A 24313-nucleotide genomic window follows, 5' to 3' on the forward strand; every position below is an offset into this window, starting at 1 on the left:
TCCCGCCCCGCACGGGACGGCACACCCCACGGCCCACCCACGGCCCGAACCCGGTAAAGGAAGCGACCCATACATGACCGGCACCGTCGAAGACATCGGCTACGGCAGGCAGTTCGCCGCCTGGTACGACCGCGTGTTCCCCAAGGACGCCGCCGCCCTCGCCACGGCCGAGACCCTTGCCCGCCTGCACCCCGCCCCCACCGAGGGCACCCTGGAGTTCGGCGTGGGAACCGGCCGTGTCGCCATCCCCCTCGCGCACCGGACCGGCCACGTCATCGGCCTCGACTCCTCCCCGGAGATGCTGGCGCTGCTGGCCGCCGACCCCGCCGCCGCCGACGTCACCGGCGTGCACGCGGACATCCGCGGCTACACCGGCGACCGGACGTTCGGGCTCGTGTACGCGGTGTGCGGGGTCCTGTCGATGCAGCTGACCGCCGAGGACCAGCGGCGGGTCGTCAGGACGGCGGCGCGTCTGCTGGCGCCGGGCGGCCGGCTGGTGATCGAGACCGGCAACCGGCCCGCCATCGAGGCCATGCACGAGGGCCTGGCCCGTACGACCCTCTTCACCCCGTATCCGGACCCGGGCACGGGACTTCAGACGCACTCCGTCCTGCCTCCCGGCTCCGACCTCTGGCAGTGCTCGCACATCTGGTACGAGGCCGACGGCACCACCCGGGTGGGCACCGAGCTGGCCCGCCCCACCACCCCGGACGAGGTCGACGAGTACGCCGTCCACGCCGGGCTCACCCCCGAAGCGCGGTACGCCGACTGGCGGTTGACGCCGTACACACCCGACTACCCGATGTTCCTCACCACCTACGTGAGGGACCGGGAGCACCTCCAGGGAAGGGAATCCACATGACGACCAGCCGAGCGGTGTCCTTCGCCGTCGCGTTCATCATCGCGGTACCGGTCATGCTGACCGTCTTCCGCGGCAACGGCGAGATCACCCGGGAGAGTTGGGTCAAGAGCCTCATCTTCGCGGGCAGCATCGCCGTCATCTCCGCGATCGCCCTCGGCAGGGGCAGGCAGTGAACACCTCCGCCCTCCTGCGCCGCCATCGGCTGCTGCTCGGCGTCGGCATCCTGCTGGGCCTGCTCGGCACGGCCGCGACGCTGCTGCAGCCGCTGCTCATCAGCGATCTGATCGAAGCGGTGGCGGTGGACGGGTCGACCGCACGGCCGATCCTGTTCCTGGCGGGGCTGTTCGTCGCCGACGCGCTCCTCGCCGCCACCCACTTCTATCTCATCGGACGGGCCGGCGAGAACATCGTCCTCGACCTGCGGACCACCCTCACCGGACGGCTCCTGCACGCCCGTATCCGTGCGTTCGACCGGCTGGAGCACGGGGACGTGTTCACGCGCACGGTCGCCGACACCTCCCTGGCCCGGGTCGCCCTGTCCTCCTCGGTGTCCCAGATCGTCACGTCCGGGTTCACGGTCGTCGGCTGTGTCGGCGTCATGGCCTGGCTGGACTGGCGGATGCTGCTGGCCACGATCGGCTGCCTCGGCGCGGCCTCGGTGACCGGTCTCCTGTTGGCCCGGGCCGTCCGCAGGGCCGCCGTGCGCAACCGGCAGGACACCAGCGACTACGGTTCGGCGCTGCTGCGCGTCCTGGGCGCGCTCACCACGGTGAAGGCCTCGCGCGCCGAGGACCGCGAGGCCCACCACATCGGCGAACTGGCCGACGCCGCACGGGTCAGCGGCATCCGAGTCACCCGCCTGTCCGCGCTGCTGATGCCCGCCATGAACGTGGGCACGCAGGTGTCCCTGGCCGTCGTCATCACCTGGGGGATGTCGCGTACGGCCACGGGGGCGCTGCCCATCGCGGACCTCACCGCGTTCCTCATGTACCTCTTCTATCTGGTGTCTCCGCTGGTGATGCTGTTCATGTCGCTCGGGGAGCTCCAGCAGGGACGGGCCGCGATCGACCGGGTCAGGGAGCTGGCCGCGATCGAGGCGGAGCCCGCCGCGCACGCCCCGGACCGGGTGTCCGGCACGCCCGCGAACGCCCCCTCGGTCGAGTTCCGGAACGTCACCTTCTCCTACGCCGACGCCGGCACCCCCGCTCTCTCCGAGGTGTCGTTCTCCCTCCCGCCCACCGGCGTGACCGCGATCGTCGGCCCGTCAGGGGCGGGCAAGACCACCCTGTTCCAGCTCGTGGAGCGCTTCCACGAACCGGACTCGGGCACGGTCCGGCTGGCCGGCCAGGACGTCACCGCCCTGGGCCTGGACCAACTGCGGTCCCGTATCGGTCTGGTGGAACAGGGCGCCCCGCTGATGCGCGGGACCGTGCGGGAGAATCTCACCTACGCGAACCCGCGGGCGGGCGCCGAGGACATCGCGGAGGCCCTCGCGGCGGCCCATCTGACCGACGTGGTCGCCGCGCTGCCGGACGGCCTGGACACCCGGCTCGGCGAGGGCGGCACCGGCCTGTCGGGCGGACAGCGGCAGCGGCTCGCCATCGCCCGCGCCCTGCTGACCCGCCCCGACGTGCTGCTCCTGGACGAGGCGACCGCGCACCTGGACTCCGACTCCGAGGGTGTGCTGCGCAAGGCCGTCTCGGCGATCGGCGAGCACTGCCATGTCCTGACGATCGCCCACCGGCTCTCCACCACCGTCGACGCGGACCGCATCCTCGTCATGGAGGAGGGCAGACTGCGGGCCGGTGGCACCCACGGCGAGCTGATGGAGCGCGACGCGACCTACCGACGGCTGGTCGAGGGCCAGTTGGCGCCCGTCGCGGGGCGGGCCCGATGACCGACGCCGCGATCGTGGGGACCGGCCCCAACGGCCTCGCGGCCGCCGTGACCCTCGCCAGGGCGGGGCTGAAGGTGGCCCTGTACGAGAAGGAGACGACCCCGGGCGGCGGCCTGCGCTCGGCGTCCCTGTTCGACAGCGACGTCGTGCACGACATCTGCTCGGCCGTCCACCCGATGGCGGCCGCCTCCGCGTTCTTCCGGAACTTCGACCTGCCGGCCCGCGGTGTCCGCCTCCTCCAGCCGGACCTCCCCTACGCCCACCCCCTGCCCGGTGGCCGCGCGGTCGCGGCGAGCCGCAGCCTCAGCGGTACGGCGGAGCGGCTGGGCGCCGACGGGCCGCGCTGGACCCGGCTGCTGGGCCCGCTCGTCGAACGGTCCACCGCTGTGGTCGACCTCTTCCTGTCCGACCAGCGCACCCTCCCCGCGGACCTGACCACTCCGCTGCTCCTGGCACCGCGCGTCCTGGCCCACACCACCCGCCGCTCCCCGTTCACGACACCGGAGGCCAGAGCGCTCCTGACCGGTGTCGCCGCCCACGCGGTCGGCCCGCTGCCGTCGCTCACCTCGGCGGCGGTGGCCCTGCTGCTGGCCCACACCGCCCACTCCACCGGCTGGCCGCTGCCGGAGGGCGGCAGTGCCGCCATCGCCGACGCGCTGGTCGCCGACATCACCGCCCACGGCGGTGCCCTGCACACCGGCCATCGCGTCCGGGACCTGGCGGAACTGCACGACGTCCCCCTCGTCCTGCTGGACGTGGGCCCGGCGGAGTTCCTCGCGCTCGCCGGGCCCCGCCTCCCGGCCCGCTACCGCCGGGCCCTGCGCCGCTACCGCTACGGACCGGGCGCGGCCAAGGCCGACTTCCTCGTCAGCGAGCCCGTCCCCTGGTCCGACCCCCTGCTGCGGCAAGCGGGCACGGTCCACCTCGGCGGCACACACGCCGACATCGTCCGGCGGGAGAACGCCACCGCCGCGGGCCACCGGGTCGCCCGCCCTTTCGTCCTGGTCGTCGACCCGGCCGTGACCGACCCGGCCCGGGCGGCCGGCGGCAAGCGCCCGGTGTGGGCGTACGCCCATGTCCCGCACGGCGACCCGAGGGACCCGGTCGCCATGATCCGGGCCCGTATAGAGGAGTACGCCCCGGGCTTCACGGACACGATCCTCGCGGCCCGTGGTATGTCGGCGGCCCAGTACTCGGCCTACAACCCGAACTACGTCGGCGGGGACATCTCCGCCGGCGCCCTGTCCCTGCGCCAGACCCTGGCCCGGCCGACCCCGCGCGTGGACCCGTACAGCACCCCGCTGCCCGGCGTGTATCTGTGCTCGGCCGCCACCCCGCCGGGCCCGTCCGTGCACGGGATGTGCGGCCACCTCGCCGCCCTGTCCGCGCTCCGCCGCCACCACGGCCTGCGCACACCGCCCGACCTGCGACCGAACGAGGTACCCCGTTGCTGACCCCCCTGACGCTGCTGCGGAAACACAGCGGCCTGCTCATCGCCGTCGGCATCGTGTGCGTCGTGGTGAACGGACAGGGCCTCGGCCCGCTGTGGTTCACGGGTGTCGTCCTACTGCTGCTCGGCACCGTCCTGCGCTGGAGGGCATGGCACCGGCAACGTCCAGGGCAGGACCGGCCGCCGACGCCGGTGGAGATCCCGGTCGCGGGCCGCTGGCAGGCCCTCAACGGCCCCGGCACGAAGGTCCCCAGCCACACCCACAGCCACGCGCAGACGTACGCCATCGACCTCACGCACCACCCGAAGCCGCACCCGGCTCCGGGCTTCCGCCCCCTGTGGCCCCTGGCCCGCCGCCCTCACGACTATCCCGCCTTCGGCACCCCGGTCCTGTCCCCCGGCGACGGCGTGGTCGTGGCCGTCGGCGACGGCCGGCGCGACCACCTCACCCGCACCTCCCTGCCCGGATACGCCTACCTCTTCCTGGAAGGTTTCGTCCGCAGCCTGGGCCGCCCCGGTCACCTGTGGGGCAATCACGTCGTCCTGCGCCTGGACAGCGGTGTGTACGCGGCCTTCGCCCACCTCAGGCGGGGCTCCCTCCGCGTGGCCGTGGGCGACCGGGTCGCCGTCGGCCGACAGCTGGCGGAGTGCGGCAACTCGGGCAACTCCTCCGAGCCCCACGTCCACTTCCAGCTCATGAACGGCCCCGACTCCGAGACCGCCCAGGGCGTCCCCTTCGTCTGGCACTACCGCGACGACGAGGGGGCACCGCGGACGGGCGTCCCCGAGGACGGAACGTACTTCAGCGCCTGACGAGCCCCGACGAGTACGAGGATGGGGGCGCCCGGTGGTTCACCGGGCGCCCCCATCCTCGTACAGCCGACCGACCGCCTTACTCCCCGAGCAGCACCCGCACCCGCTCCTGCCCGACCGCGAGCAGCAGCGTGGGCAGGCGCGGTCCGGTGTCGCGCCCGACGAGCAGGTGGTAAAGGAGCGCGAAGAACGTCCGCTGGGCGGTCTTGATCTCCGGGGGCAGCTCCTTGGGCCCGGCGTCGGCCGAGAACCCGGCCTGCACCTTGGGCACGCCGTAGACGAGGTGGGTGAGCCCGTCGAGGGACCAGTGGTCGGCGAGCCCGTCCAGGAGCAGCCGGAGCGACTCCGCGGACGCCTCGTCGAGGGACTTCAGCAGCTCGGCGTCGGGTTCGTCGCGCACGATGGTCCGCTGGTCGGCGGGCACATGCGTGTTGATCCAGGCCTCGGCCTTGTCGTAGCGCGGCCGGGCCTCGTCCAGCGAGCCGATCGGGTCGGTGGGGTCCAGTTCGCTGAGGATCCGCAGCGCCTGGTCCTCGTGCCCGGCGGTGATGTCCGCGACGGACGCGAGCGTCCGGTACGGCAGCGGCCGCGGCGTACGAGGCAGCTCCCCGCCCGCGGTCCGCACCGCACGCGAGTGCGCGGCGACGTCGGCGGGCAGGGCGGACCCGTCGGCGACCTTGGCGTCGAGCTTGTCCCACTCGTCGTAGAGCCGCTGGATCTCCTGGTCGAAGGCGATCTTGAAGGACTGGTTGGGCCGGCGCCGGGCGTACAGCCACCGGAGCAGCTGCGGCTCCATGATCTGAAGCGCGTCACCGGGCGTGGGCACGCCACCCTTCGAGGACGACATCTTCGCCATCCCGGAGATCCCCACGAAGGCGTACATGGGCCCGATGGGCTGCTTGCCCCCGAAGATCCCGACGATCTGCCCGCCGACCTGGAACGAGGACCCGGGCGAGGAGTGGTCGACCCCGGACGGCTCGAACACAACGCCCTCGTAGGCCCACCGCATCGGCCAGTCGACCTTCCAGACCAGCTTGCCGCGGTTGAACTCGTTGAGCCGGACGGTCTCGGCGAAGCCGCACTCGTTGCAGGTGTACGACAGCTCGGTCGTGTCGTCGTCGTACGAGGTGACGGTCGTCAGGTCCTTCTCGCAGTTGCCGCAGAACGGCTTGTACGGGAAGTACCCGGCGGAGCCGGAGGACCCGTCGTCCTCACCGGCGGCGCCGGACCCCTCGGCGGCCTCCAGCTCGGCCTCGTCGAGAGGCTTCTGCTGCTGCTTCTTGGCCGGGGCCTTCTTCGTCCGGTACTGGGCGAGGATGGCGTCGATGTCGGCGCGGTGCTTCATGGCGTGCAGGATCTGCTCGCGATAAACACCCGAGGTGTACTGCGCGGTCTGGCTGATCCCGTCGAACTCGACCCCCAGCTCGGCGAGCGCGTCGACCATGGCCGCCTTGAAGTGCTCGGCCCAGTTCGGGTACGCCGACCCGGCCGGCGCCGGCACCGACGTCAGCGGCTTGCCGATGTGCTGGGCGTGGGACTCGTCGGAGACCCCGGGGATGCCCTTGGGCACCTTGCGGTACCGGTCGTAGTCGTCCCAGGAGATGAGGTGCCGGACCTGGATCCCACGCCGCCGGATCTCATCGGCGACGAGATGCGGGGTCATGACCTCCCGCAGGTTCCCCAGGTGGATGGGCCCCGAGGGCGACAGCCCGGACGCGACGACAACCGGTTTGCCCGGGGCCCGACGCTCCGACTCCTCGATGACCTCATCCGCGAAACGGGAGACCCAGTCGGTGGTCTCGGTGCTCTGAGCCACGGGGCACGTCCTTCTTTCTCCAGAGGCAGCCGGTACGGTCTACGGCTGACGCCCCCCATTGTCCCAGACCCGAATAGCGGCGCAGCCGCTTATTAGGGGCGCGGGGAACTGCGCGACAAGCCCCCACCGCCCCGCACCCGGCAACGAGACCGAAAAACCCCTTTGCGACCCCGTGGGATACTGACCGGGACTCTCAATCCAGCCCCGACCAGAACGGCACCCATACCCATGGCCTCGGTCACGTCCCTCACCGCCAACGTCAACGCACACCTCGCGTCCGCCCTCTCGGCCACCCTGCCGGAGGCGACCGGCGCGGACCCGTTGCTGCGACGTAGCGACCGGGCCGACTACCAGGCGAACGGCATCCTCGCCCTCGCCAAGAAGGCCAAGGCCAACCCCCGGGAGCTGGCGACGCAGGTGGTCGAGAAGATCACCGCCCCCGGCCTGTTCAAGGACGTCGAGGTCTCCGGCCCCGGCTTCCTGAACATCACGGTCACCGACAAGGCGATCATCGACACCCTCGCCGCCCGCGCCGCCGACGGCGACCGCCTCGGCGTCCCGCTCAAGGACAACCCGGGCATCACGGTCGTCGACTACGCCCAGCCGAACGTCGCGAAGGAAATGCACGTCGGCCACCTCAGGTCGGCCGTGATCGGCGACGCCCTCCGCAACATGCTCGACTTCACCGGCGAGCGGACGATCGGCCGCCACCACATCGGCGACTGGGGCACCCAGTTCGGCATGCTCATCCAGTACCTCTTCGAGCACCCGGGCGAGCTGGCCCCCGCCGAGGACGTGGACGGCGAGCAGGCGATGTCGAACCTGAACCGGGTCTACAAGGCCTCCCGTGCCGTCTTCGACGCGGACGAGGACTTCAAGGAGCGTGCCCGTAAGCGGGTCGTCGCCCTCCAGTCCGGCGACAAGGAGACCCTCGACCTGTGGCAGCAGTTCGTGGACGAGTCGAAGGTCTACTTCTACTCGGTCTTCGAGAAGCTGGACATGGAGATCAGGGACGACGAGATCGTCGGCGAGTCGGCGTACAACGACGGCATGCCGGAGACCGCCCGCCTCCTGGAGGAGATGGGCGTAGCGGTCCGCTCCGAAGGCGCGCTCGTGGTCTTCTTCGACGAGATCCGCGGCAAGGACGACCAGCCGGTCCCCCTGATCGTGCAGAAGGCGGACGGCGGCTTCGGCTACGCGGCCTCCGACCTGACGGCGATCCGCGACCGTGTCCAGAACCTGCACGCCACGTCGCTCCTCTACGTCGTGGACGTACGCCAGTCCCTGCACTTCAAGATGGTCTTCGAGACGGCCCGCCGCGCGGGCTGGCTCACGGACGAGGTCACGGCCCACAACATGGGCTACGGCACGGTGCTGGGCGCGGACGGCAAGCCGTTCAAGACGCGTGAGGGCGAGACGGTCAAGCTGGAGGACCTCCTGGACGAGGCCGCCGACCGGGCCACGGCGGTCGTCCGCGAGAAGGCCGAGCGGGTGGGCCTGACCGAGGAGGAGATCGTCGAGAACGGCCGGTACGTCGGTATCGGCGCGGTGAAGTACGCGGACCTGTCCACGTCCCCGAACCGTGACTACAAGTTCGACCTGGACCAGATGGTCTCGCTGAACGGCGACACGTCGGTCTACCTCCAGTACGCGTACGCCCGTATCAAGTCGATCCTGCGCAAGTCCGAGGCGGCCGGCCCGGTAGCCCACCCGGAGCTCGAACTGGCCCCGGCGGAGCGGGCGTTGGGTCTGCACCTGGACGCGTTCGGCGAGTTGCTTGCGGAGGCCACGGCGGAGTACGCCCCCCACAAGCTGGCGGCGTACCTCTACCAACTGGCCTCGCTGTACACGACGTTCTACGACCAGTGCCCGGTCCTGAAGGCGGACACGGAGGAGCAGAAGGAGAACCGCCTGTTCCTCTGCGACCTGACGGCCCGCACCCTGCACCAGGGCATGGCCCTGCTGGGCATCAGGACGCCCGAAAAGCTCTGAGCACCAGTCGTACCAGGCGTACCGCGGCCCGTCCTCTCCCCCGCTGGGAGGACGGGCCGCGGCGTTTTCAGTTGGTTGGCCGCGGGCGAGCCGGAAGTTGTAGAGGTCGGGTGCCAACACCACACCGCGAATCGGCACCGTGACGCGGACGGCGACCAGTCCACACCTGGCCGCTTTTCAGCTGCCGCACAGGTCGTCCTCCGCAGCGCTGTACAGGTCATCCAGATCGTCGCCGACACGGGCGCTGTCCTCGGCGTACATCGTCATCGCGTCACGCATCAGCTGACTTCTGATGGCTCTGGCGACGAAGGCGGACAGATTTCCCTCCGCAGCCTCACGCGCGGCTTCAAGGAGTTCATCCGGCACGGTCACCGTGAGCTGACTGGTCGCCATGTCCCCTGTCATACCAGCCATCGAGCACCCCCAGCAGGCCGAACGAACTCGCACCACACCACCTTGCCGGGATCCCGCTGCCCCACCCCCCACTTGTCGGCGAGCGCGGCGACGAGCAGCAGCCCCCGCCCACCCTCCTCGTCGCCCTGCTCCGAGACACACGGCTCCCCGCCCCCGCTGTCGTGCACCTCGACCCGCAGTACGTCACCGTCGTACCGGACCCGCAGCAAGAACCCGCGTCCGGGCGGAGCCCCATGAAGAAGAGCATTCGTGGCCAACTCGCTGACGCAGAGCGACAGATCATCGGCCCGCTCCCACTCACCCATCCCCCAATGGACGAGCGACCACAGCGCGAACCGCCTGGCGGCACCCACGGAACGCCGATCGCGCCGATAGAACTGATCCCGCTGGAAGGGAAGTTGGCTTCGCTCATTCACGGGACGAATGTCGCGCAGAGTCACTACCGTTGATCACTCGGTGAACCCGTACAGATTTTTTGTACGGGCTCATACCCGGTGACGTACGTGTGCCCTGGGGGATTGAGACCAGCATGAGCGCGAAGAAGCCGCCGCGGCCGAAGAACCTGACCTCGATGAAGATGCTGGGCAAGCAACTAGGCGCGGCGCGCCGGGCGATGGGCCTGACCCAGAGCGCCCTGGCCGCGCTGGTCCAGGTCGACGAGGAGACGATCGCGTCGATCGAGCAGGGAAGGAGGGCGCTGAAACCGGACTTGGCGGCGCTGCTGGACGAGGTCCTCCAGACCAAGGGGATGCTGTCGGCGGGGGTGGCGAACCTGCCGGAGATCGACCAGTTCCCGATGTGGGCGGAGCTGTATATGGAGCATGAGCGGGAGGCGATCGCGCTGTCGCTCTATGCCAACCAGGTGTTGCCGGGCCTGCTTCAGACGCGGGCGTACGCGGAGGCGGTCCTGCGAGAGCGTGTTCCGGCGTACGCAGAGGAGGAGATCCAGACAAAGGCAGCGGCACGCATCGAGCGACAGGAGATCCTGGATCGCGGGACTCCGCCGACGCTCAGTTTCGTGGTCTGGGAGCCGGTGTTGCACCTCGCGATCGGCGGCGCCGAAGTCCGCACGGAACAGCTCCGGCATCTACGGGCGTGCGCTGAACTGCCGTGCGTCTCCCTGCAGTTCCTGCCAATGGCCAGTCCCTCCCACGCCGGGCTGAACGGTCCCTTCGTCCTCCTGGAAACCGCCGACCATCAGCACTTGGCCTATATCGAAGGCCAACGCGGCAGCCAGTGGGTTTCCGACGCAGATGAGGTGTCCATCCTCGCGCGCAAGTATGCGATGCTGCGAGCACAGGCCCTGTCCCCACTGGAGTCGAAGGGCCTGCTGGACCGTCTGCTAGGAGAGCAATGAGCACCGAGGCACTTCAGTGGTTCAAGTCGACGTACAGCGGCGACGAGGGCGGCGAATGCCTCGAAGTCGCCTACGCCTGGCGGAAGTCCAGCCGCAGCAGCGACGAGGGCGGCGAGTGCGTGGAAATCGCTACCTGCCCCCACACCGTCCACGTCCGCGACTCCAAGAACCCCGATTCAACCGGCCCCACCCTCCACCTCACCCCCACCGCCTGGGCCGCCTTCATCGCCACCGCCTGACCCCATGGCAACGCTCCCCAACCCCCTCCCCCAGCTAGCCTCCCTCGGTCTCCCCCTCCCCCCGGGCAGGCTCATCGACGTAACCGCCGAAGGCAAGTGGCCCGAACCCCTCCTCTGGCTGGCCGACGAAACGGCAACCCCCAACACCTGGGCCGCCCTCCAGGAAGCCCCCCGCACCCACGGCCTGCTCCCCGTCCTCGTGGACGTGGGCCAGGGCCACGGCGCCCCGGAGGACTGGGAGTTGATGCCCGGCGAGATGTCGTACCCCGGGGACCACGACCCGGAGGAGATCCTGGCCGACTTCTGGGACGAGTGCTGCGCGGAGGAAGCCGGGGACTGGCCCGGCCTGGCCGCCACCCCGGACCTCGCCGCCAAGCCCACGGACGTGGTCCACGACCTCCTCGCCCCCGGAAGCCCGTTGAAGGACCCCCGCCTCGCCCTTGTCCCCGCCCGCCGCAGCGCGGACATCCCGACGGCGATCGGCTGGATGGGCGCGGCGAACTACGCCAACGACACGGCCCGCCTGAGCGCGGTGCTCCGCTCGTGGGAGGACCGTTTCGGGATCCGCCTGCTGGCGCTGGGCTTCGACCACCTCCTGATGTCGGTGGCCACCCCGCCCAGCACCTACGGCGAGGCGAACGCGATCGCCGCCGAGCACTTCGCCTTCTGCCCGGACAACATCTGGCAGGGCTGCCCCAGCGACCCCACCCTCGTGGGCTACGCGGAACGCGAGGTGCTCAATCAGCCGACCTGGCACTTCTGGTGGGACTGAGACGAAAACTCCTTGAGCGCCTCCGCAGTCCTCTCGTCCCCCGGCAGAAACGCCTCCAGCTTCAGCTCGGCGAGAGTGACATCAACAGCGGTGGCAAAACTCGTCACGGTAGTCATCAACCGCAACTCACCACACGAGGACCGCAACCGCAACGGAACGGCGAACCCCAACGCCCCACCCCCCGCCTCCAACTCAGGCACATACCCGGCGAGTTCAGAGCGCAGCTCCGGCAGATGCCCCAGCCGCGCAAGGACATGCCGGGCCCACTCACCGAAATTCAGAATCCGCGGCGCAAGCCCATCAGGATGCAGAGCGAGCCGGTAGACATTCGCCCCCACCCCCACCAGCTCATCCGCCGCCCCCTCGGTAAGAAGATCGAACGCCCCGTTGGCGGCGATGAGTTCACCCCCACGCCCCGCCACCAGCGCCGGGTAGGGCAGATGCCCGCGCAGAACATGATCGATCGCCGTACGCACGGGAGCCAGCACAGGATCATCAAGCCGGCTCTCGGGATAAGCAGGCGCGTACCCCGCCGCGATGAGCAGCTCATTGCACTCCCGCAACGGCAGTTCCAACGACTCCGCCAGCCGTACGACCATGTTCCGCCCGGGCACGGACCTGCCGGACTCGATGAAACTGAGGTGCCGCTGGGTGGTGCCCGCCCGCAACGCCAGGTCGAGTTGGCTGAGATGACGGCGGGTACGTCGTTCGCGAAGCGCACGAGGAAAGTCCACGCACCTGTTCTAACCCCACCGCGGGACTCCGGGCCATTCCCCGCAGGGAATTGCCGCGACTCCCGCTGCTCACGAACATCACCGTCATGGACATCGGCGTACTGCTTCCGACCGGAACCGCCCAGTGGGGCCCGAACGACGACCCCCGCGACCTGATCGCCTTCGGCCGCCAGGCCGAACGCCTGGGCTTCGCTTCCCTCTTCGTCAACGACTCCCTGATCAGCCCCCGCATAGAGGCCCTCACCATGCTGGCCGCCCTGGCCCCGGCAACCGACCACGTAACCCTCGGCACAGCCGCCCTGATGCCGTTCCTGCGCCGCCCGATCCAGGCGGCCCAGTCCCTCGCCTCGATCGACCTCCTCTCCGGCGGCCGCCTCACGGTGACGGTCGGCGCCGGCTTCCCAGGCCGCTTCGGACGCCCCCTCTACACCCTCTCCGAACTCCCCTGGGAACGCCGCTTCGCCCGCCTCGACGAAACGGTCGCCCTGTGGCGGTCCCTATGGGCAGGCGCCGACACCTTCCACGGCGACTTCCACCACTTCACCGACATCCCACCCACCACCCGCCCCTTCCGCCCGGAAGGCCCACCCATCTGGCTGGGCGGCGCGACCGAGGCGGCCCTGACCCGCACCGGCCGCACATACGACGGCTGGCTCCCCTACCCACCCGCCCCCGCCGACTACGCGACGGGCCTCCACCACATCCACAAGGCAGCGACCGAAGCCGGCCGCACACCCACGGACATCACCCCGGCCCTGTTCATCTCGGTAAGAATCGACGACAAGCACTCACCCCACAGCCGCACCGCCCTGGACGCCTACGCACGAGCCACCTACGGCATGCCGCTGGACCAACTGGAGAAGATCCAGGCAGTCATCTACGGCACCCCCGACGAGGTACGAGCCCGCCTGCACGAGTACGCCACCGCAGGCGCCCACCACATCGTCGTACGCCTGGCCGCCCTGGACCTGAACTCCCAGCGCGACCAGCTGGAACGAACAGCGGCCCTACTCCCAACGCTCCGCCCTTAACCCCGCGACGCGCCCCCCCCAACGCATCCCCCAACCTCCGCACCCCCTCCCGGATCCGCTCCGGCGTCTCGGTCACGAAGCACATCCGCAAGGTCGCCCGATCAGGCTCCCCGGCGAAGAAGGGCGCCCCGGGCACATAGGCAACGTCATGCCGCACAACCGCAGGAAGCAACTGAGCCGTGTCGACCCCGAAAGGCAGCCGCACCCAAAGGAACATCCCACCCTCGGGCCGATTCCAGGAAGAGCCCTCCGGCAGGGCCTCGGCCAGCGCCCCGACCATCGCATCCCGCCGCTCCCCGTAAACGGCCGCGACCCGCCCGACATGCGCATCGAGATCGCACTCGGCCAAGTACCGAGCCGCAGCAAGCTGGTTGACGGTAGGCGTATGCAGATCGGCGGCCTGCTTGGCGACGACACAGGCCCGCCGCAGCTCGGCAGGCGCCCGCAGCCACCCGAGCCGCAGCCCCGGAGCCATGACCTTGGAGAAGGACCCGAGCAGCACGGTCCGGTCCTCACCCCCGGGATACGTGCCGATCCACGGCACCCGCTCCCCCTCGAACCGCAGCTCCCCGTAAGGATCGTCCTCGACGACCCACAGCCCGTACCGCGAGGCGACGCCGGCGATGGCACCCCGCCGCGCGGCCGACATCGTACGACCACTGGGATTCTGAAAGGTAGGAACGGCATAGAGCAGCTTGGGCCGCTCCCGCACCACAAGCTCGGCCAGCGCATCCGGATCCGGCCCGTCGGCATCCCCGGGCACGGCAAGAACACGAGCCCCGGCCAACCCGAAGACCTGAAGCGCCGCGAGATAACAGGGTTCCTCGACAAGAACGGTGTCCCCGGCCTCGACCAGCGCCGCGGCAACCAGCGACAGCCCCTGCTGCGACCCCGTGGTCACCAGAAGATCATCGGCCCCGGTGGCCAGCCCCCGCCCGCTCATCCTCCGAGCGAGCAAGTCCCGCAGCCCCGGCTCCCCCTCGGTCGTCGAGTACTGAAGGGCCTGCCCCGGCATCTCCTCCAGCACATACCGAAAGGCGGCCGCGACCCCGTCCCGGTCGAACAACTCGGGCGCGGGAAGCCCCCCGGCGAAGTTGATGACCTCGGGCCGCGCGGTAACGGCGAGAATCTCCCGCACAGCCGACCCACCCACAGCCCGAACCCGGGAGGCAAGCGGCGGCAGAGAGGCGGCGGACACGGAGGCACTCGTCAGGGTCATACCGAGCACCCTAGGGAAATAGGTGGTGCCTACAAACAGCTTTCCGCGATCTGAGATTCCCGTGGAAACGTCCCGTACAGCCCCCTCGGGACACGACATCCCCGCAGGTCAGCCCCATCCCGTAGGACCGTCGTCCCAAATCCGGAAGCGCCCGTGGCACGGGAGCCGGACGACCCCCCAGGCTGAGGCCATGTCCCGGTCCTCCACACACCCCACCCGAGTACTGGCGGCCCTGACGGCCGTACTCGCCACGCTCACCCTCACCCTCACGGCATGCGAGGACGGCGAGGGCCTAAGAGACGAAGGCCCATCGACGACAACGACGACTACGACGACTACCGAGCGCCCGCCGCCAGCAAATGCGAAGCCTCAACAGCCCAATAGGTGAGGATGTTCTGCGCGCCGGCCCGCTTGATCCCGGTCAGCGTCTCCAGAATGGCCCGCTCCCGATCGATCCACCCCTTCTCGGCGGCGGCCTCGACCATGGAGTACTCCCCGGAGATCTGATAAGCCGCCACCGGCACGTCCACGGCATCGGCGACGCGGGCGAGGATGTCGAGGTAGGGCCCGGCAGGCTTGACCATCACCATGTCGGCCCCCTCCTCCAGGTCGAGGGCCAACTCCCGCAAGGACTCCCGAGCATTGGCGGGATCCTGCTGATAGGTCTTCCGGTCCCCCTTCAGCGAGGACCCGACAGCCTCCCGGAACGGCCCGTAGAAGGCGGACGCGTACTTGGCGGTGTACGCCAGGATCGCCACATCCTCCCGCCCGATCTGGTCAAGGGCATCCCGGATGACCCCGATCTGCCCGTCCATCATCCCGCTGGGCCCGACCACATGCGCCCCGGCGTCGGCCTGCACCTGAGCCATCTCGGCGTACCGCTCAAGGGTGGCGTCGTTGTCGACCCGCCCCTGGGCGTCCAGCACCCCGCAGTGCCCGTGATCAATGGTCTCGTCGAGACAGACATCGGACATCACGAGCAGCTCGTCCCCGACCTCGGCCCGCACATCCCGCAGCGCGACCTGCAGAATCCCGTCCGGATCGGTCCCCGGCGTCCCCAGCGCGTCCTTCTTGCTCTCCTCAGGCACCCCGAACAGCATGATCCCGGAAACCCCGGCAGCCACCGCCTCCGCAGCAGCCTTCTTGAGACTGTCGCGCGTGTGCTGCACCACCCCGGGCATCGCAGCGATCGGCACCGGCTCACTCACCCCTTCCCGCACAAACGCGGGAAGGATGAAGTCAGCGGGATGCAGCCGCGTCTCAGCGACCATCCGCCGCATGACAGGAGAGGTCCGCAGCCGCCGCGGCCGCGAGCCGGGAAAGGATCCGTACTTCGTCATACCCCTACGCTACGCCCGCCCCGCATGCCCCTTTGCCGACGCAGCGTCGGAGCACACGGCCCCCAGCCGGGACGTGTCCCGCACCGGCGCAACGGCGAGCAGGGGACGTACCGGGGGGTGTCCGCCCGCAGCGGCGGGCGTCAATCACCGCGCACTACTCAAGAGACCGAGCCGCCCGACCGAGGACGGACACCCCCCGGTGCGGCCCCGACCCCCAACGCAACGGATGTGCGCAACGCGAGCCCCCACTCAGGGACGGGGGCGCCGCAGGCACTTCAGGGGCGCGGGGAACTGCGCAAACGCCCACCCCCACCGCCCCGCAGATCGCCACGGCCTCCCGCCGGAGGCCACCGCAGGCATGACGACGGGGAGGGCCGAAAGACCACTCCCCGTCACCAAACACCACACTCACACCCGAGCCCGAGCCCGCGCCCGAGCCCGAGAGCCCTCAGGTCGTAGACCGCCGCCGCCGAGCCCCCGGCCGCCGCTCGCTCGGCCGAGTAACCGGATCCCCGGCCTCCGCCGCAGCCGCCCGCCGCTTCAACCCGAAGTCCGCCAGCGCCTCGGCCAGCTTGTGCACGGACGGCTCGGGAGCCATCACGTCCACCCGCAGCCCATGCTCCTCGGCGGTCTTGGCCGTGGCGGGCCCGATACACGCGATCACGGTCACGTTGTGCGGCTTCCCGGCGATCCCCACCAGGTTCCGCACAGTGGAGGACGACGTGAAGAGAACGGCATCGAAGCCACCCCCCTTGATCGCCTCCCGCGTATCCGCCGGCGGCGGCGACGCCCGCACCGTCCGGTACGCCGTGACGTCGTCGACCTCCCACCCGAGCTCGATGAGCCCGGCGACCAGCGTCTCGGTGGCGATGTCGGCGCGCGGCAGGAACACCCGGTCGATCGGATCAAACACCGGGTCATACGGCGGCCAGTCCTCAAGCAGCCCGGCAGCGGACTGCTCCCCGCTGGGCACGAGATCCGGCTTCACACCAAAGGCGACGAGCGCCTTGGCGGTCTGCTCCCCCACGGCCGCGACCTTGATGCCCGCGAACGCACGCGCATCGAGCCCGTACTCCTCGAACTTCTCCCGCACGGCCTTGACGGCGTTGACCGACGTGAAGGCGATCCACTCGTACCGCCCGGTCACGAGCCCCTTGACCGCCCGCTCCATCTGCTGAGGCGTCCGCGGCGGCTCGACGGCGATCGTCGGCACCTCGTGCGGTACGGCCCCGTAGGACCGCAGCTGGTCGGAGAGCGAGGCCGCCTGCTCCTTCGTACGCGGCACGAGCACCCGCCACCCGAACAAGGGCTTCGACTCGAACCACGACAACTGCTCACGCTGAGCAGCGGCGGACCGCTCACCGACCACGGCTATCACCGGCCGCCCGCCCTCCGGCGAGGGCAGCACCTTGGCCTGCTTGAGCGTCTGGGCGATGGTCCCCAGCGTCGCGGTCCAGGTCCGCTGACGAGTGGTCGTACCAGCCACCGTCACGGTGAGCGGCGTATCAGGCTTACGCCCGGCGGCGACCAGCTCACCGGCGGCAGCGGCGACGGAGTCGAGCGTGGTCGAGACAACCACGGTCCCATCCGACGCCCCGACCTCGGTCCAGCACCGGTCGGACGCGGTCCGCGCATCCACGAACCGCACATCCGCACCCTGCGCGTCCCGCAACGGCACACCCGCATACGCAGGCACACCAACGGCCGCGGCGACACCGGGTACGACCTCGAACGGCACCCCCGCGCGGGCACACGCCAGCATCTCCTCGGCGGCGTACGCGTCGAGCCCGGGGTCCCCGGACACCGCACGCACGACCCGCCTGCCGCCCCGCGCGGCCTCCATGACAAGATGTGCGGCATCCCGCACGGCGGGGGCAGCAGCGGTTGTTGACGCACCGTCAACAACCGTCAGTTGAGGCGCGCCTGTGCCCGGATACGGATCCGACGAGGGATCCGAGTCCGTGTCCACGACGGCGACGCCTGAGCGAGCGTGGACGCGTACGACGTCGAGCACCTCGTGCTCGGCGACGAGAACGTCCGCGTTCCCCAGCGCCTCCACGGCGCGCAGAGTCAGTAGTCCCGGATCCCCGGGTCCGGCACCCAGGAAGGTGACGTGCCCGTGTTCAGGTCCGGCGGCAGGAAGGGCGGTGGGGCTCACTGTGCTCGCTCCCCCATCAGACCGGCCGCGCCCTGGGCAAGCATCTCGGCAGCGAGTTCACGGCCGAGCGCCATTGCTTGGTCGTACGTCTCGGGCACGGGACCGGTGGTGGACAACTGCACCGTACGAGAGCCGTCGGTGGTACCGACGACCCCTCGCAGGCGCATTTCCTTGACAATCTGCCCGTCGGCCAGCAGGTCGGCCAGCGCGCCCACAGGGGCGCTGCAACCGGCCTCCAGGGCGGCGAGCAGTGACCGCTCGGCAGTCACGGCGGCCCGCGTGAACGGGTCGTCGAGCTCTCCGAGCGCGGCGATCAGGTCCGCGTTGTCCGCGGCACACTCGATCGCGAGTGCTCCCTGGCCGGGAGCGGGCAAAACCGTGTCGACTGAAAGAAAGTCAGTCACCTCGTCGATGCGCCCGATGCGGTTGAGCCCGGCCGCGGCCAGCACCACCGCATCCAGCTCACCGTCGTGCACGTACCGGATCCGGGTGTCGACGTTCCCCCGGATCGGAACGGTCTCGATGTCCAGCCCATGGGCACGCGCGTACGCGTTCAGCTGGGCCATCCGCCGGGGCGACCCGGTACCGATGCGGGCCCCGCGGGGCAGATCGGTGAACTTCAGGGCGTCCCGGGCGACGATGACGTCCCGAGGGTCCTCACGCAGCGGAATCGCGGCGAGCGAGAGCTCGTCGGGCTGCCCGGTGGGCAGGTCCTTCAGGGAGTGCACCGCGAAGTCGACGTCCCCCTTGAGGAGCGCCTCCCGCAACGCGGTGACGAACACCCCCGTACCGCCGATCTGCGCGAGCTGCTCCCGCGACACATCGCCGTACGTGGTGATCTCGACGAGCTCGACGGGCCGTCCGGTCACCTGGCTCACGGCGTCCGCCACCTGCCCGGACTGGGCCATGGCGAGTTTGCTCCGCCTGGTCCCGAGCCTCAGCGCCTTGTTACTCATGCCGGCCCTCGGTTCTTGCTGGTGTTCTCGGTGCTGTCCTCGGCCCGGGACACGGCGGCCACCGTCTCCTGGTCGAGGTCGAACAGGGTCCGCAGCGCGTCCGCGTACCCGGCACCGCCGGGCTCGGCCGCGAGCTGCTTGACCCGTACGGTCGGCGCGTGCAGCAACTTGTCCACGACGCGCTTCACGGTCTGGGTGATCTCGCTGCGCTGCTTGTCGTCGAGCGCGGGCAGCCGCCCGTCGAGCCGGGCCATCTCACTGGCGACGACATCGGCGGCCATGGCCCGCAGCGCGACCACGGTCGGCGTGATGTGCGCGGCCCGAAGCGCGGCCCCGAAGGCGGCGACCTCGTCCGCGACGATCCGCCGCACCTGGTCGACATCGGCCGCCATGGGCGCATCGGCGGAAGCCTCGGCCAGCGACTCGATGTCAACGAGCCGCACTCCGGGAATCCGATGCACAGCGGCGTCGATGTCACGGGGCATGGCGAGATCAAGAAGAAAAAGAACGGCCGCGGTCCGCGACACGACCGGCTCAGGCTTACGCCGCTCAGGAATCCGCCCGACAGCGGCAACAGCGGCAGCCAGCGCGGCGATGGCCTCGGCCTCATCAGCGGCACTGTGAACCCGGGCCACCCCGTTGTCGACCCAGGCGGCATGCTGCTCAAGCTCAGCGGCACCCATGCCGGCAACAGCGGCTTCCCCGAGTACGGAGAACCCGGCGGTGGCGGGAACGGAGTTCAGGTCGAGGGGACAGTTCTCGTCGTCAACCGCTCCGCCCAAGCTGCGGGCAGGCGTGCCGCTAGGAGCGGCTCCCGACCCAAAGCGAGGCGGCACCCCGCCGGCGCGGGCAAGCGACCCAACCCCCGGGCCAGCCCCAACCCCGGCACCCTCAACAGCCGCGGCAACCGCACCGGCCGTGAGCACCAGCCCGGTCGCCCCCGTACAGGACACGACAACATCAACACGTGTCAGCTCACCCGGCACCGATTCCATAGGCACCGCCCGAGCGACAACACCCGTGTCATCCCCGGAGTTCAAGATCTCAGCAAGCCGAGAGGCCCGCTCAGCAGTCCGATTGGCGACGACAATCTCAGCGACCCCGGCCCGAGCCAACGTCGCCGCAGCCAGCGAGGACATCGACCCGGCACCGATAACAAGCGCCTTCTTCCCCGCGGCCCAAGTCCCCACCGCCGTACCGGAAGCCAACTGCTCAAGACCGAACGTCACCAGCGACTGCCCGGCCCGGTCGATCCCCGTCTCGGAGTGCGCGCGCTTGCCCACCCGAAGGGCCTGCTGGAACAGATCGTTCAACAGCCGCCCGGCGGTGTGCAGATCCTGCGCCTTGGCCAGCGAGTCCTTGATCTGTCCAAGGATCTGCCCCTCCCCGACGACCATGGAATCAAGCCCACAGGCGACGGAGAACAGATGGTGGACGGCCCGGTCCTCGTAGTGCACGTACAGATAGGGAGTGAGCTCGTCCAGCCCGACCCCGCTGTGCTGCGCGAGCAAGGTCGACAGCTCGGCGACACCGGCATGGAACTTGTCGACGTCGGCGTACAGCTCGATCCGGTTGCACGTGGCGAGCACCGCCGCCTCGGCAGCCGGCTCCGCCGCGACCGTGTCCTGCAACAGCTTGATCTGGGCGTCAGCGCTCAACGCCGCCCGCTCCAGCACGCTGACGGGAGCACTGCGGTGGCTCAGCCCTACGACGAGGAGACTCATGCCGGCATCACGGCGGGTACGTCCCCGTCGGGCCCTTTGTCGGGAGAGGCGGCGGCGGCGACCGACCCGGCACCCTCGGCCCTGGAACTCTCGCCCCTGGAACCCTCGGCCCCGGCGGCTTCCTCCCCGGCCTTCCGCTGCTCATGGAAGGCGAGGATCTGGAGCTCGATGGAGAGATCCACCTTGCGCACATCGACCCCGTCCGGAACGGACAGCACGGTGGGCGCGAAGTTCAAGATAGAGGTGACCCCTGCGGCCACAAGCCGATCGCACACAGGCTGAGCGGCACCGGCAGGAGTGGCGATGACACCGATCGATACCCCGTTGTCCTGAATGATCTTCTCAAGGTCATCGGAGTGCTGCACCGGGATCCCGGCGACAGGCTTTCCGGCCATTGCCGGATCGGCGTCGATGAGCGCGGCGACCCGGAACCCACGGGACGCGAACCCGCCGTAGTTGGCGAGCGCGGCGCCGAGGTTACCGATACCGACGATCACAACCGGCCAGTCCTGGGTCAGCCCCAGCTCACGGGAGATCTGATAGACGAGATACTCGACGTCGTACCCGACACCACGCGTCCCGTAGGAGCCCAGGTAGGAGAAGTCCTTGCGCAGCTTCGCGGAGTTGACCCCCGCGGCGGCCGCGAGCTCCTCGGAGGAGACCGTGGGTACCGAGCGCTCCGACAGTGCGGTCAGCGCACGGAGGTACAGCGGAAGCCTGGCGACGGTGGCCTCGGGAATCCCTCGGCTACGGGTCGCCGGTCGGTGAGTTCGGCCAGTTGCCACGGTGCTCCTGCGGGTAGAGCGGGGCTGCAGGCGGTCACACGTACCTAGACCGCCCCGTCGAAAGCAGGCTATGTCTTTGTGAACGCGTGCACAAAGATGGTGTCCGATTTGCCCGGCCAACGTGACCGGGGTCACGCGCGTCGCTCTCGGGGGCAAAATCGCACACTCTCCTCAACAATCCCGCCCCCCAGGACCAAGTCGCCATCGATCCTAAGCGACCAGTGGGACCAGTTGGACTACTCGGTCAGTGCCTTCCTGAGCCTCTTCTCGTCCACCCGCCAGAAGGTGTGCTGGGCTCCGTCGACGAGCACGACGGGGATCTGTTCCCAGTACCGGTCGTGGAGTTGAGGGTCCTGGGAGATGTCCTTCTGCTCCCATGGAACACCCAGTTCCCCACAGACCCGCTCGATGACGATCTGTGCGTCATCACACAGATGGCATCCCGGCTTACGGATCAGCGTGACCAGCCTGTCCTGCGGAGCAGGCGCCTTCCGGCGAAAGAGGGGACTCATGCCGGCCATTCTCACCCCTGTTTAACGGCTCGGTCGCGGAGAGTTCACACCCTTCAAACCTCTCGACTCCGGAAGCACCGAACAAACTGGCTATGCTCACGCCATGGCCGCTCTCGGATGGCTCACTCCCCGTAGGCGCTCCGCCACGGCGCGGAGCGTGTTGGCAGGCGAGGCCTCGGCGGAGGCCGCGCGCAAGTCGTCACAGGAGGTCGAGGAGACCTCGACCACGGGCTCCGGCCCAGGTGAGGAGCCGGAGTTCCCGGTTCTCGGCGACGACAAGGCAGCCGCCTTCTTCGACCTCGACAACACCGTCATGCAGGGTGCGTCGCTGTTCCACTTCGGCCGGGGCCTGTACAAGCGGAAGTTCTTCGAGACCCGCGACCTCGCCCGCTTCGCCTGGCAGCAGGCGTGGTTCAGGCTGGCGGGCATCGAGGACCCCGAACACATGCAGGAGGCGCGGGACTCCGCCCTCTCCATCGTCAAGGGCCACCGCGTCTCCGAGCTGATGTCGATCGGCGAGGAGATCTACGACGAGTACATGGCCGAACGCATCTGGCCCGGCACCCGAGCCCTCGCCCAGGCCCACCTGGACGCGGGCCAGAAGGTCTGGCTGGTCACGGCGGCCCCGGTGGAGATCGCAGGCGTGATCGCCCGCCGCCTGGGCCTGACCGGCGCGCTCGGCACGGTCGCGGAGTCAGTGGACGGCGTATACACAGGCAAGTTGGTGGGCGAGCCCCTGCACGGCCCCGCCAAGGCAGAAGCGGTCCGAGCCCTGGCAGCGGCGGAGGGCCTCGACCTGACCCGCTGCGCGGCCTACAGCGACAGCCACAACGACATCCCCATGCTCTCCCTGGTGGGCCACCCCTACGCCATCAACCCGGACACCAAGCTCCGCAAACACGCGAGGCAACTGGACTGGCGCTTGCGTGATTACCGCACGGGCAGGAAGGCCGCGAAGGTGGGCATCCCCGCAGCGGCTGGCGTAGGAGCGGTAGCTGGAGGCACTGCGGCCGCAATCGCTCTTCATCGCCGCCGCCGGTAGCTCACCTAGGGGCGCGGGGCTGTACCGATATGCGGCTCCGCCGCGTGGGCGCGACCGGCCACAGACAACCCGCGCCCGAAATACAACAAGTACCCCCCACCCCCTCCCCCCAGTCCTCTTGTCGGCACACGGCCACAACACGCCCCGACCCCGACCGGAACTCGATCTCATCTGATCAACAACCGGTCACTCTGCGGCACTTGAACGGCCCCCATTCGGTTACAGAAGCGACGTAATCGATGATTTGAGCAACTGGGTGTAGCAGTGCCTGCACGAAGCGTTATTCTCCTCAGACGCATTCCGGTACCCCTCCGTCGCTACGACGGGTGAACGGTCCCGTACTGCACGTGATGGAAGCTCTGCCTCTGGGAGTCCCGTGTACTCACACGTCGGGGTTGACGCCTCGGGCCTGGCTACGCTGCGCGCGACGGTCAACAACCTCATGCGCTTCGTCCCCACCGCGTACGCCGTCCCCGCCCTTGCCGTAGCCACCGCGCCGGCGGGCCCGTGCTACGCGCTCGCCGAGAGCGGCGCCGCCGTCGGCAGACGAGGACGCTCGGCCGGCGCCGCCACCACCACCGCCCGCCGTCCCGCCGCGGACAGCGACAGCGCCCGCATGATGGATCTCGTGGAGCGCGCCCAGGCCGGCGAGGCCGACGCCTTCGGCCGCCTCTACGACCAGTACAGCGACACCGTGTACCGGTACATCTACTACCGAGTGGGAGGGAAGGCGACCGCCGAGGACCTCACCAGCGAGACGTTCCTGCGCGCCCTGCGCAGGATCGGCACCTTCACCTGGCAGGGCCGCGACTTCGGCGCCTGGCTCGTGACGATCGCCCGCAACCTCGTCGCCGACCACTTCAAGTCGAGCCGCTTCCGGCTGGAAGTGACGACCGGCGAGATGCTCGACGCCAACGAGGTCGAACGTTCGCCCGAGGACTCGGTCCTGGAGTCCCTCTCCAACGCCGCGCTGCTCGAAGCCGTGCGCCGGCTCAACCCGCAGCAGCAGGAGTGTGTGACGCTCCGCTTCCTCCAGGGTCTCTCGGTCGCCGAGACCGCGCGCGTGATGGGCAAGAACGAGGGCGCCATCAAGACCCTCCAGTACCGCGCCGTCCGCACCCTCGCCCGGCTCCTCCCGGACGACGCCCGCTGACCCCGGGCACGCTGAGCGACTCCCAACTCACGGTCAGTTAAAGTCTG

Annotated in this window: 22 protein-coding genes and 1 pseudogene; 12 read left to right on the forward strand and 11 right to left on the reverse strand. The window is 69.7% G+C overall.

Annotated elements, in window-relative coordinates; all coding sequences use genetic code 11:
* Window positions 1-73: 73 nt before the first annotated feature.
* The 5 genes from ABZ928_RS44210 to ABZ928_RS44230 are packed head-to-tail and all read left to right on the forward strand — an operon-like array spanning window position 74 to window position 5022.
* Entirely contained in the window at window positions 74-862 is a 789-nt protein-coding gene (locus ABZ928_RS44210; RefSeq protein ID WP_361532542.1) for a class I SAM-dependent methyltransferase, read from the forward strand.
* The gene (locus tag ABZ928_RS44215; RefSeq protein WP_361532545.1) at window positions 859-1035 is read left to right on the forward strand and encodes a hypothetical protein; all 177 of its coding nucleotides are present in this window, start codon (window positions 859-861) and stop codon (window positions 1033-1035) included. Before ABZ928_RS44210 ends, ABZ928_RS44215 begins: the two co-directional genes overlap by 4 nt.
* The gene (locus ABZ928_RS44220) at window positions 1032-2759 is read left to right on the forward strand and encodes an ABC transporter ATP-binding protein (protein WP_361532548.1); all 1728 of its coding nucleotides are present in this window, start codon (window positions 1032-1034) and stop codon (window positions 2757-2759) included. The genes ABZ928_RS44215 and ABZ928_RS44220 overlap by 4 nt, the downstream gene beginning before the upstream one ends.
* A complete protein-coding gene (locus ABZ928_RS44225; RefSeq protein ID WP_361532551.1) occupies window positions 2756-4213 on the forward strand; it encodes an NAD(P)/FAD-dependent oxidoreductase in 1458 nt (485 codons plus the stop codon). Before ABZ928_RS44220 ends, ABZ928_RS44225 begins: the two co-directional genes overlap by 4 nt.
* On the forward strand, window positions 4207-5022 hold the full coding sequence (locus tag ABZ928_RS44230; protein ID WP_361532554.1) for a M23 family metallopeptidase: 816 nt from the start codon (window positions 4207-4209) through the stop codon (window positions 5020-5022). The genes ABZ928_RS44225 and ABZ928_RS44230 overlap by 7 nt, the downstream gene beginning before the upstream one ends.
* Before the next feature lie 79 nt (window positions 5023-5101).
* Here ABZ928_RS44230 and lysS read toward each other — a convergent pair whose 3' ends face one another.
* Window positions 5102-6838 carry a lysine--tRNA ligase gene (gene lysS, locus ABZ928_RS44235; RefSeq protein ID WP_361532557.1) on the reverse strand — a complete coding sequence of 579 codons (1737 nt, stop codon included), beginning with the start codon at window positions 6836-6838 and terminating at the stop codon, window positions 5102-5104.
* A gap of 228 nt (window positions 6839-7066) precedes the next feature.
* Between lysS and argS the strand changes: the two genes are divergently transcribed.
* Window positions 7067-8830: an arginine--tRNA ligase gene (gene argS, locus ABZ928_RS44240; RefSeq protein WP_361532560.1), complete on the forward strand. Its 1764-nt coding sequence runs from the start codon at window positions 7067-7069 to the stop codon at window positions 8828-8830.
* A gap of 177 nt (window positions 8831-9007) precedes the next feature.
* Here the strand turns inward: argS and ABZ928_RS44245 are convergent, their stop codons facing one another.
* The gene (locus tag ABZ928_RS44245) at window positions 9008-9223 is read right to left on the reverse strand and encodes a hypothetical protein (RefSeq protein ID WP_361532563.1); all 216 of its coding nucleotides are present in this window, start codon (window positions 9221-9223) and stop codon (window positions 9008-9010) included.
* An 8-nt stretch (window positions 9224-9231) separates the two neighbouring features.
* Window positions 9232-9660: an ATP-binding protein gene (locus ABZ928_RS44250; RefSeq protein WP_361532566.1), complete on the reverse strand. Its 429-nt coding sequence runs from the start codon at window positions 9658-9660 to the stop codon at window positions 9232-9234.
* Window positions 9661-9773: 113 nt separating this feature from the next.
* Between ABZ928_RS44250 and ABZ928_RS44255 the strand changes: the two genes are divergently transcribed.
* Genes ABZ928_RS44255 through ABZ928_RS44265 form a run of 3 tightly spaced genes read left to right on the forward strand, consistent with a single transcriptional unit; the run spans window position 9774 to window position 11612 of the window.
* A complete protein-coding gene (locus ABZ928_RS44255; protein ID WP_361532569.1) occupies window positions 9774-10601 on the forward strand; it encodes a helix-turn-helix transcriptional regulator in 828 nt (275 codons plus the stop codon).
* Window positions 10598-10840 (forward strand): DUF397 domain-containing protein, encoded by a 243-nt coding sequence (locus tag ABZ928_RS44260; RefSeq protein ID WP_361532572.1) that lies wholly within the window; start codon window positions 10598-10600, stop codon window positions 10838-10840. The genes ABZ928_RS44255 and ABZ928_RS44260 overlap by 4 nt, the downstream gene beginning before the upstream one ends.
* 4 nt (window positions 10841-10844) lie before the next feature.
* Window positions 10845-11612: a DUF4253 domain-containing protein gene (locus tag ABZ928_RS44265; protein WP_361532574.1), complete on the forward strand. Its 768-nt coding sequence runs from the start codon at window positions 10845-10847 to the stop codon at window positions 11610-11612.
* Here the strand turns inward: ABZ928_RS44265 and ABZ928_RS44270 are convergent.
* Complete coding sequence (locus ABZ928_RS44270; RefSeq protein WP_361532577.1) at window positions 11582-12346, reverse strand: helix-turn-helix domain-containing protein; 765 nt, start codon at window positions 12344-12346, stop codon at window positions 11582-11584. The two genes, ABZ928_RS44265 and ABZ928_RS44270, sit on opposite strands and share 31 nt — an antisense overlap.
* An 86-nt stretch (window positions 12347-12432) precedes the next feature.
* Here ABZ928_RS44270 and ABZ928_RS44275 point away from each other — a divergent pair, with 86 nt between their 5' ends.
* Window positions 12433-13377, forward strand: coding sequence for an LLM class flavin-dependent oxidoreductase (locus ABZ928_RS44275; RefSeq protein WP_361532580.1), 945 nt, complete (start codon window positions 12433-12435; stop codon window positions 13375-13377).
* 10 nt (window positions 13378-13387) lie between these two features.
* Here ABZ928_RS44275 and ABZ928_RS44280 read toward each other — a convergent pair.
* The 7 genes and pseudogenes from ABZ928_RS44280 to ABZ928_RS44310 form a co-directional block, all read right to left on the reverse strand.
* A pseudogene (locus ABZ928_RS44280) lies at window positions 13388-14596 on the reverse strand (PLP-dependent aminotransferase family protein); the annotation flags it as partial.
* 335 nt (window positions 14597-14931) lie between these two features.
* A complete protein-coding gene (gene hemB / locus ABZ928_RS44285) occupies window positions 14932-15936 on the reverse strand; it encodes a porphobilinogen synthase (RefSeq protein WP_361532583.1) in 1005 nt (334 codons plus the stop codon).
* 448 nt (window positions 15937-16384) lie between these two features.
* Window positions 16385-18094 (reverse strand): uroporphyrinogen-III synthase, encoded by a 1710-nt coding sequence (locus ABZ928_RS44290; protein WP_361532586.1) that lies wholly within the window; start codon window positions 18092-18094, stop codon window positions 16385-16387.
* Window positions 18091-19050, reverse strand: a complete 960-nt coding sequence (gene hemC / locus ABZ928_RS44295; protein ID WP_361532589.1) for a hydroxymethylbilane synthase — start codon at window positions 19048-19050, stop codon at window positions 18091-18093. Before hemC ends, ABZ928_RS44290 begins: the two co-directional genes overlap by 4 nt.
* Complete coding sequence (locus ABZ928_RS44300; protein ID WP_361532592.1) at window positions 19047-20774, reverse strand: glutamyl-tRNA reductase; 1728 nt, start codon at window positions 20772-20774, stop codon at window positions 19047-19049. The genes hemC and ABZ928_RS44300 overlap by 4 nt, the downstream gene beginning before the upstream one ends.
* Window positions 20771-21559 carry a redox-sensing transcriptional repressor Rex gene (locus ABZ928_RS44305; protein WP_361532595.1) on the reverse strand — a complete coding sequence of 263 codons (789 nt, stop codon included), beginning with the start codon at window positions 21557-21559 and terminating at the stop codon, window positions 20771-20773. The genes ABZ928_RS44300 and ABZ928_RS44305 overlap by 4 nt, the downstream gene beginning before the upstream one ends.
* 236 nt (window positions 21560-21795) lie before the next feature.
* Entirely contained in the window at window positions 21796-22080 is a 285-nt protein-coding gene (locus tag ABZ928_RS44310) for a glutaredoxin family protein (protein ID WP_361532598.1), read from the reverse strand.
* 94 nt (window positions 22081-22174) lie between these two features.
* Here ABZ928_RS44310 and ABZ928_RS44315 point away from each other — a divergent pair, with 94 nt between their 5' ends.
* Both ABZ928_RS44315 and ABZ928_RS44320 read left to right on the forward strand, forming a co-directional pair.
* On the forward strand, window positions 22175-23113 hold the full coding sequence (locus ABZ928_RS44315; RefSeq protein ID WP_361532601.1) for an HAD-IB family hydrolase: 939 nt from the start codon (window positions 22175-22177) through the stop codon (window positions 23111-23113).
* A gap of 376 nt (window positions 23114-23489) precedes the next feature.
* Complete coding sequence (locus ABZ928_RS44320) at window positions 23490-24266, forward strand: ECF subfamily RNA polymerase sigma factor, BldN family (RefSeq protein WP_361532604.1); 777 nt, start codon at window positions 23490-23492, stop codon at window positions 24264-24266.
* Window positions 24267-24313: the final 47 nt, after the last annotated feature.

Origin of the sequence: Streptomyces sp. NPDC046909, from assembly GCF_040644695.1 — a bacterium.
In the GTDB taxonomy this organism is placed as follows: Bacteria; Actinomycetota; Actinomycetes; order Streptomycetales; family Streptomycetaceae; genus Streptomyces.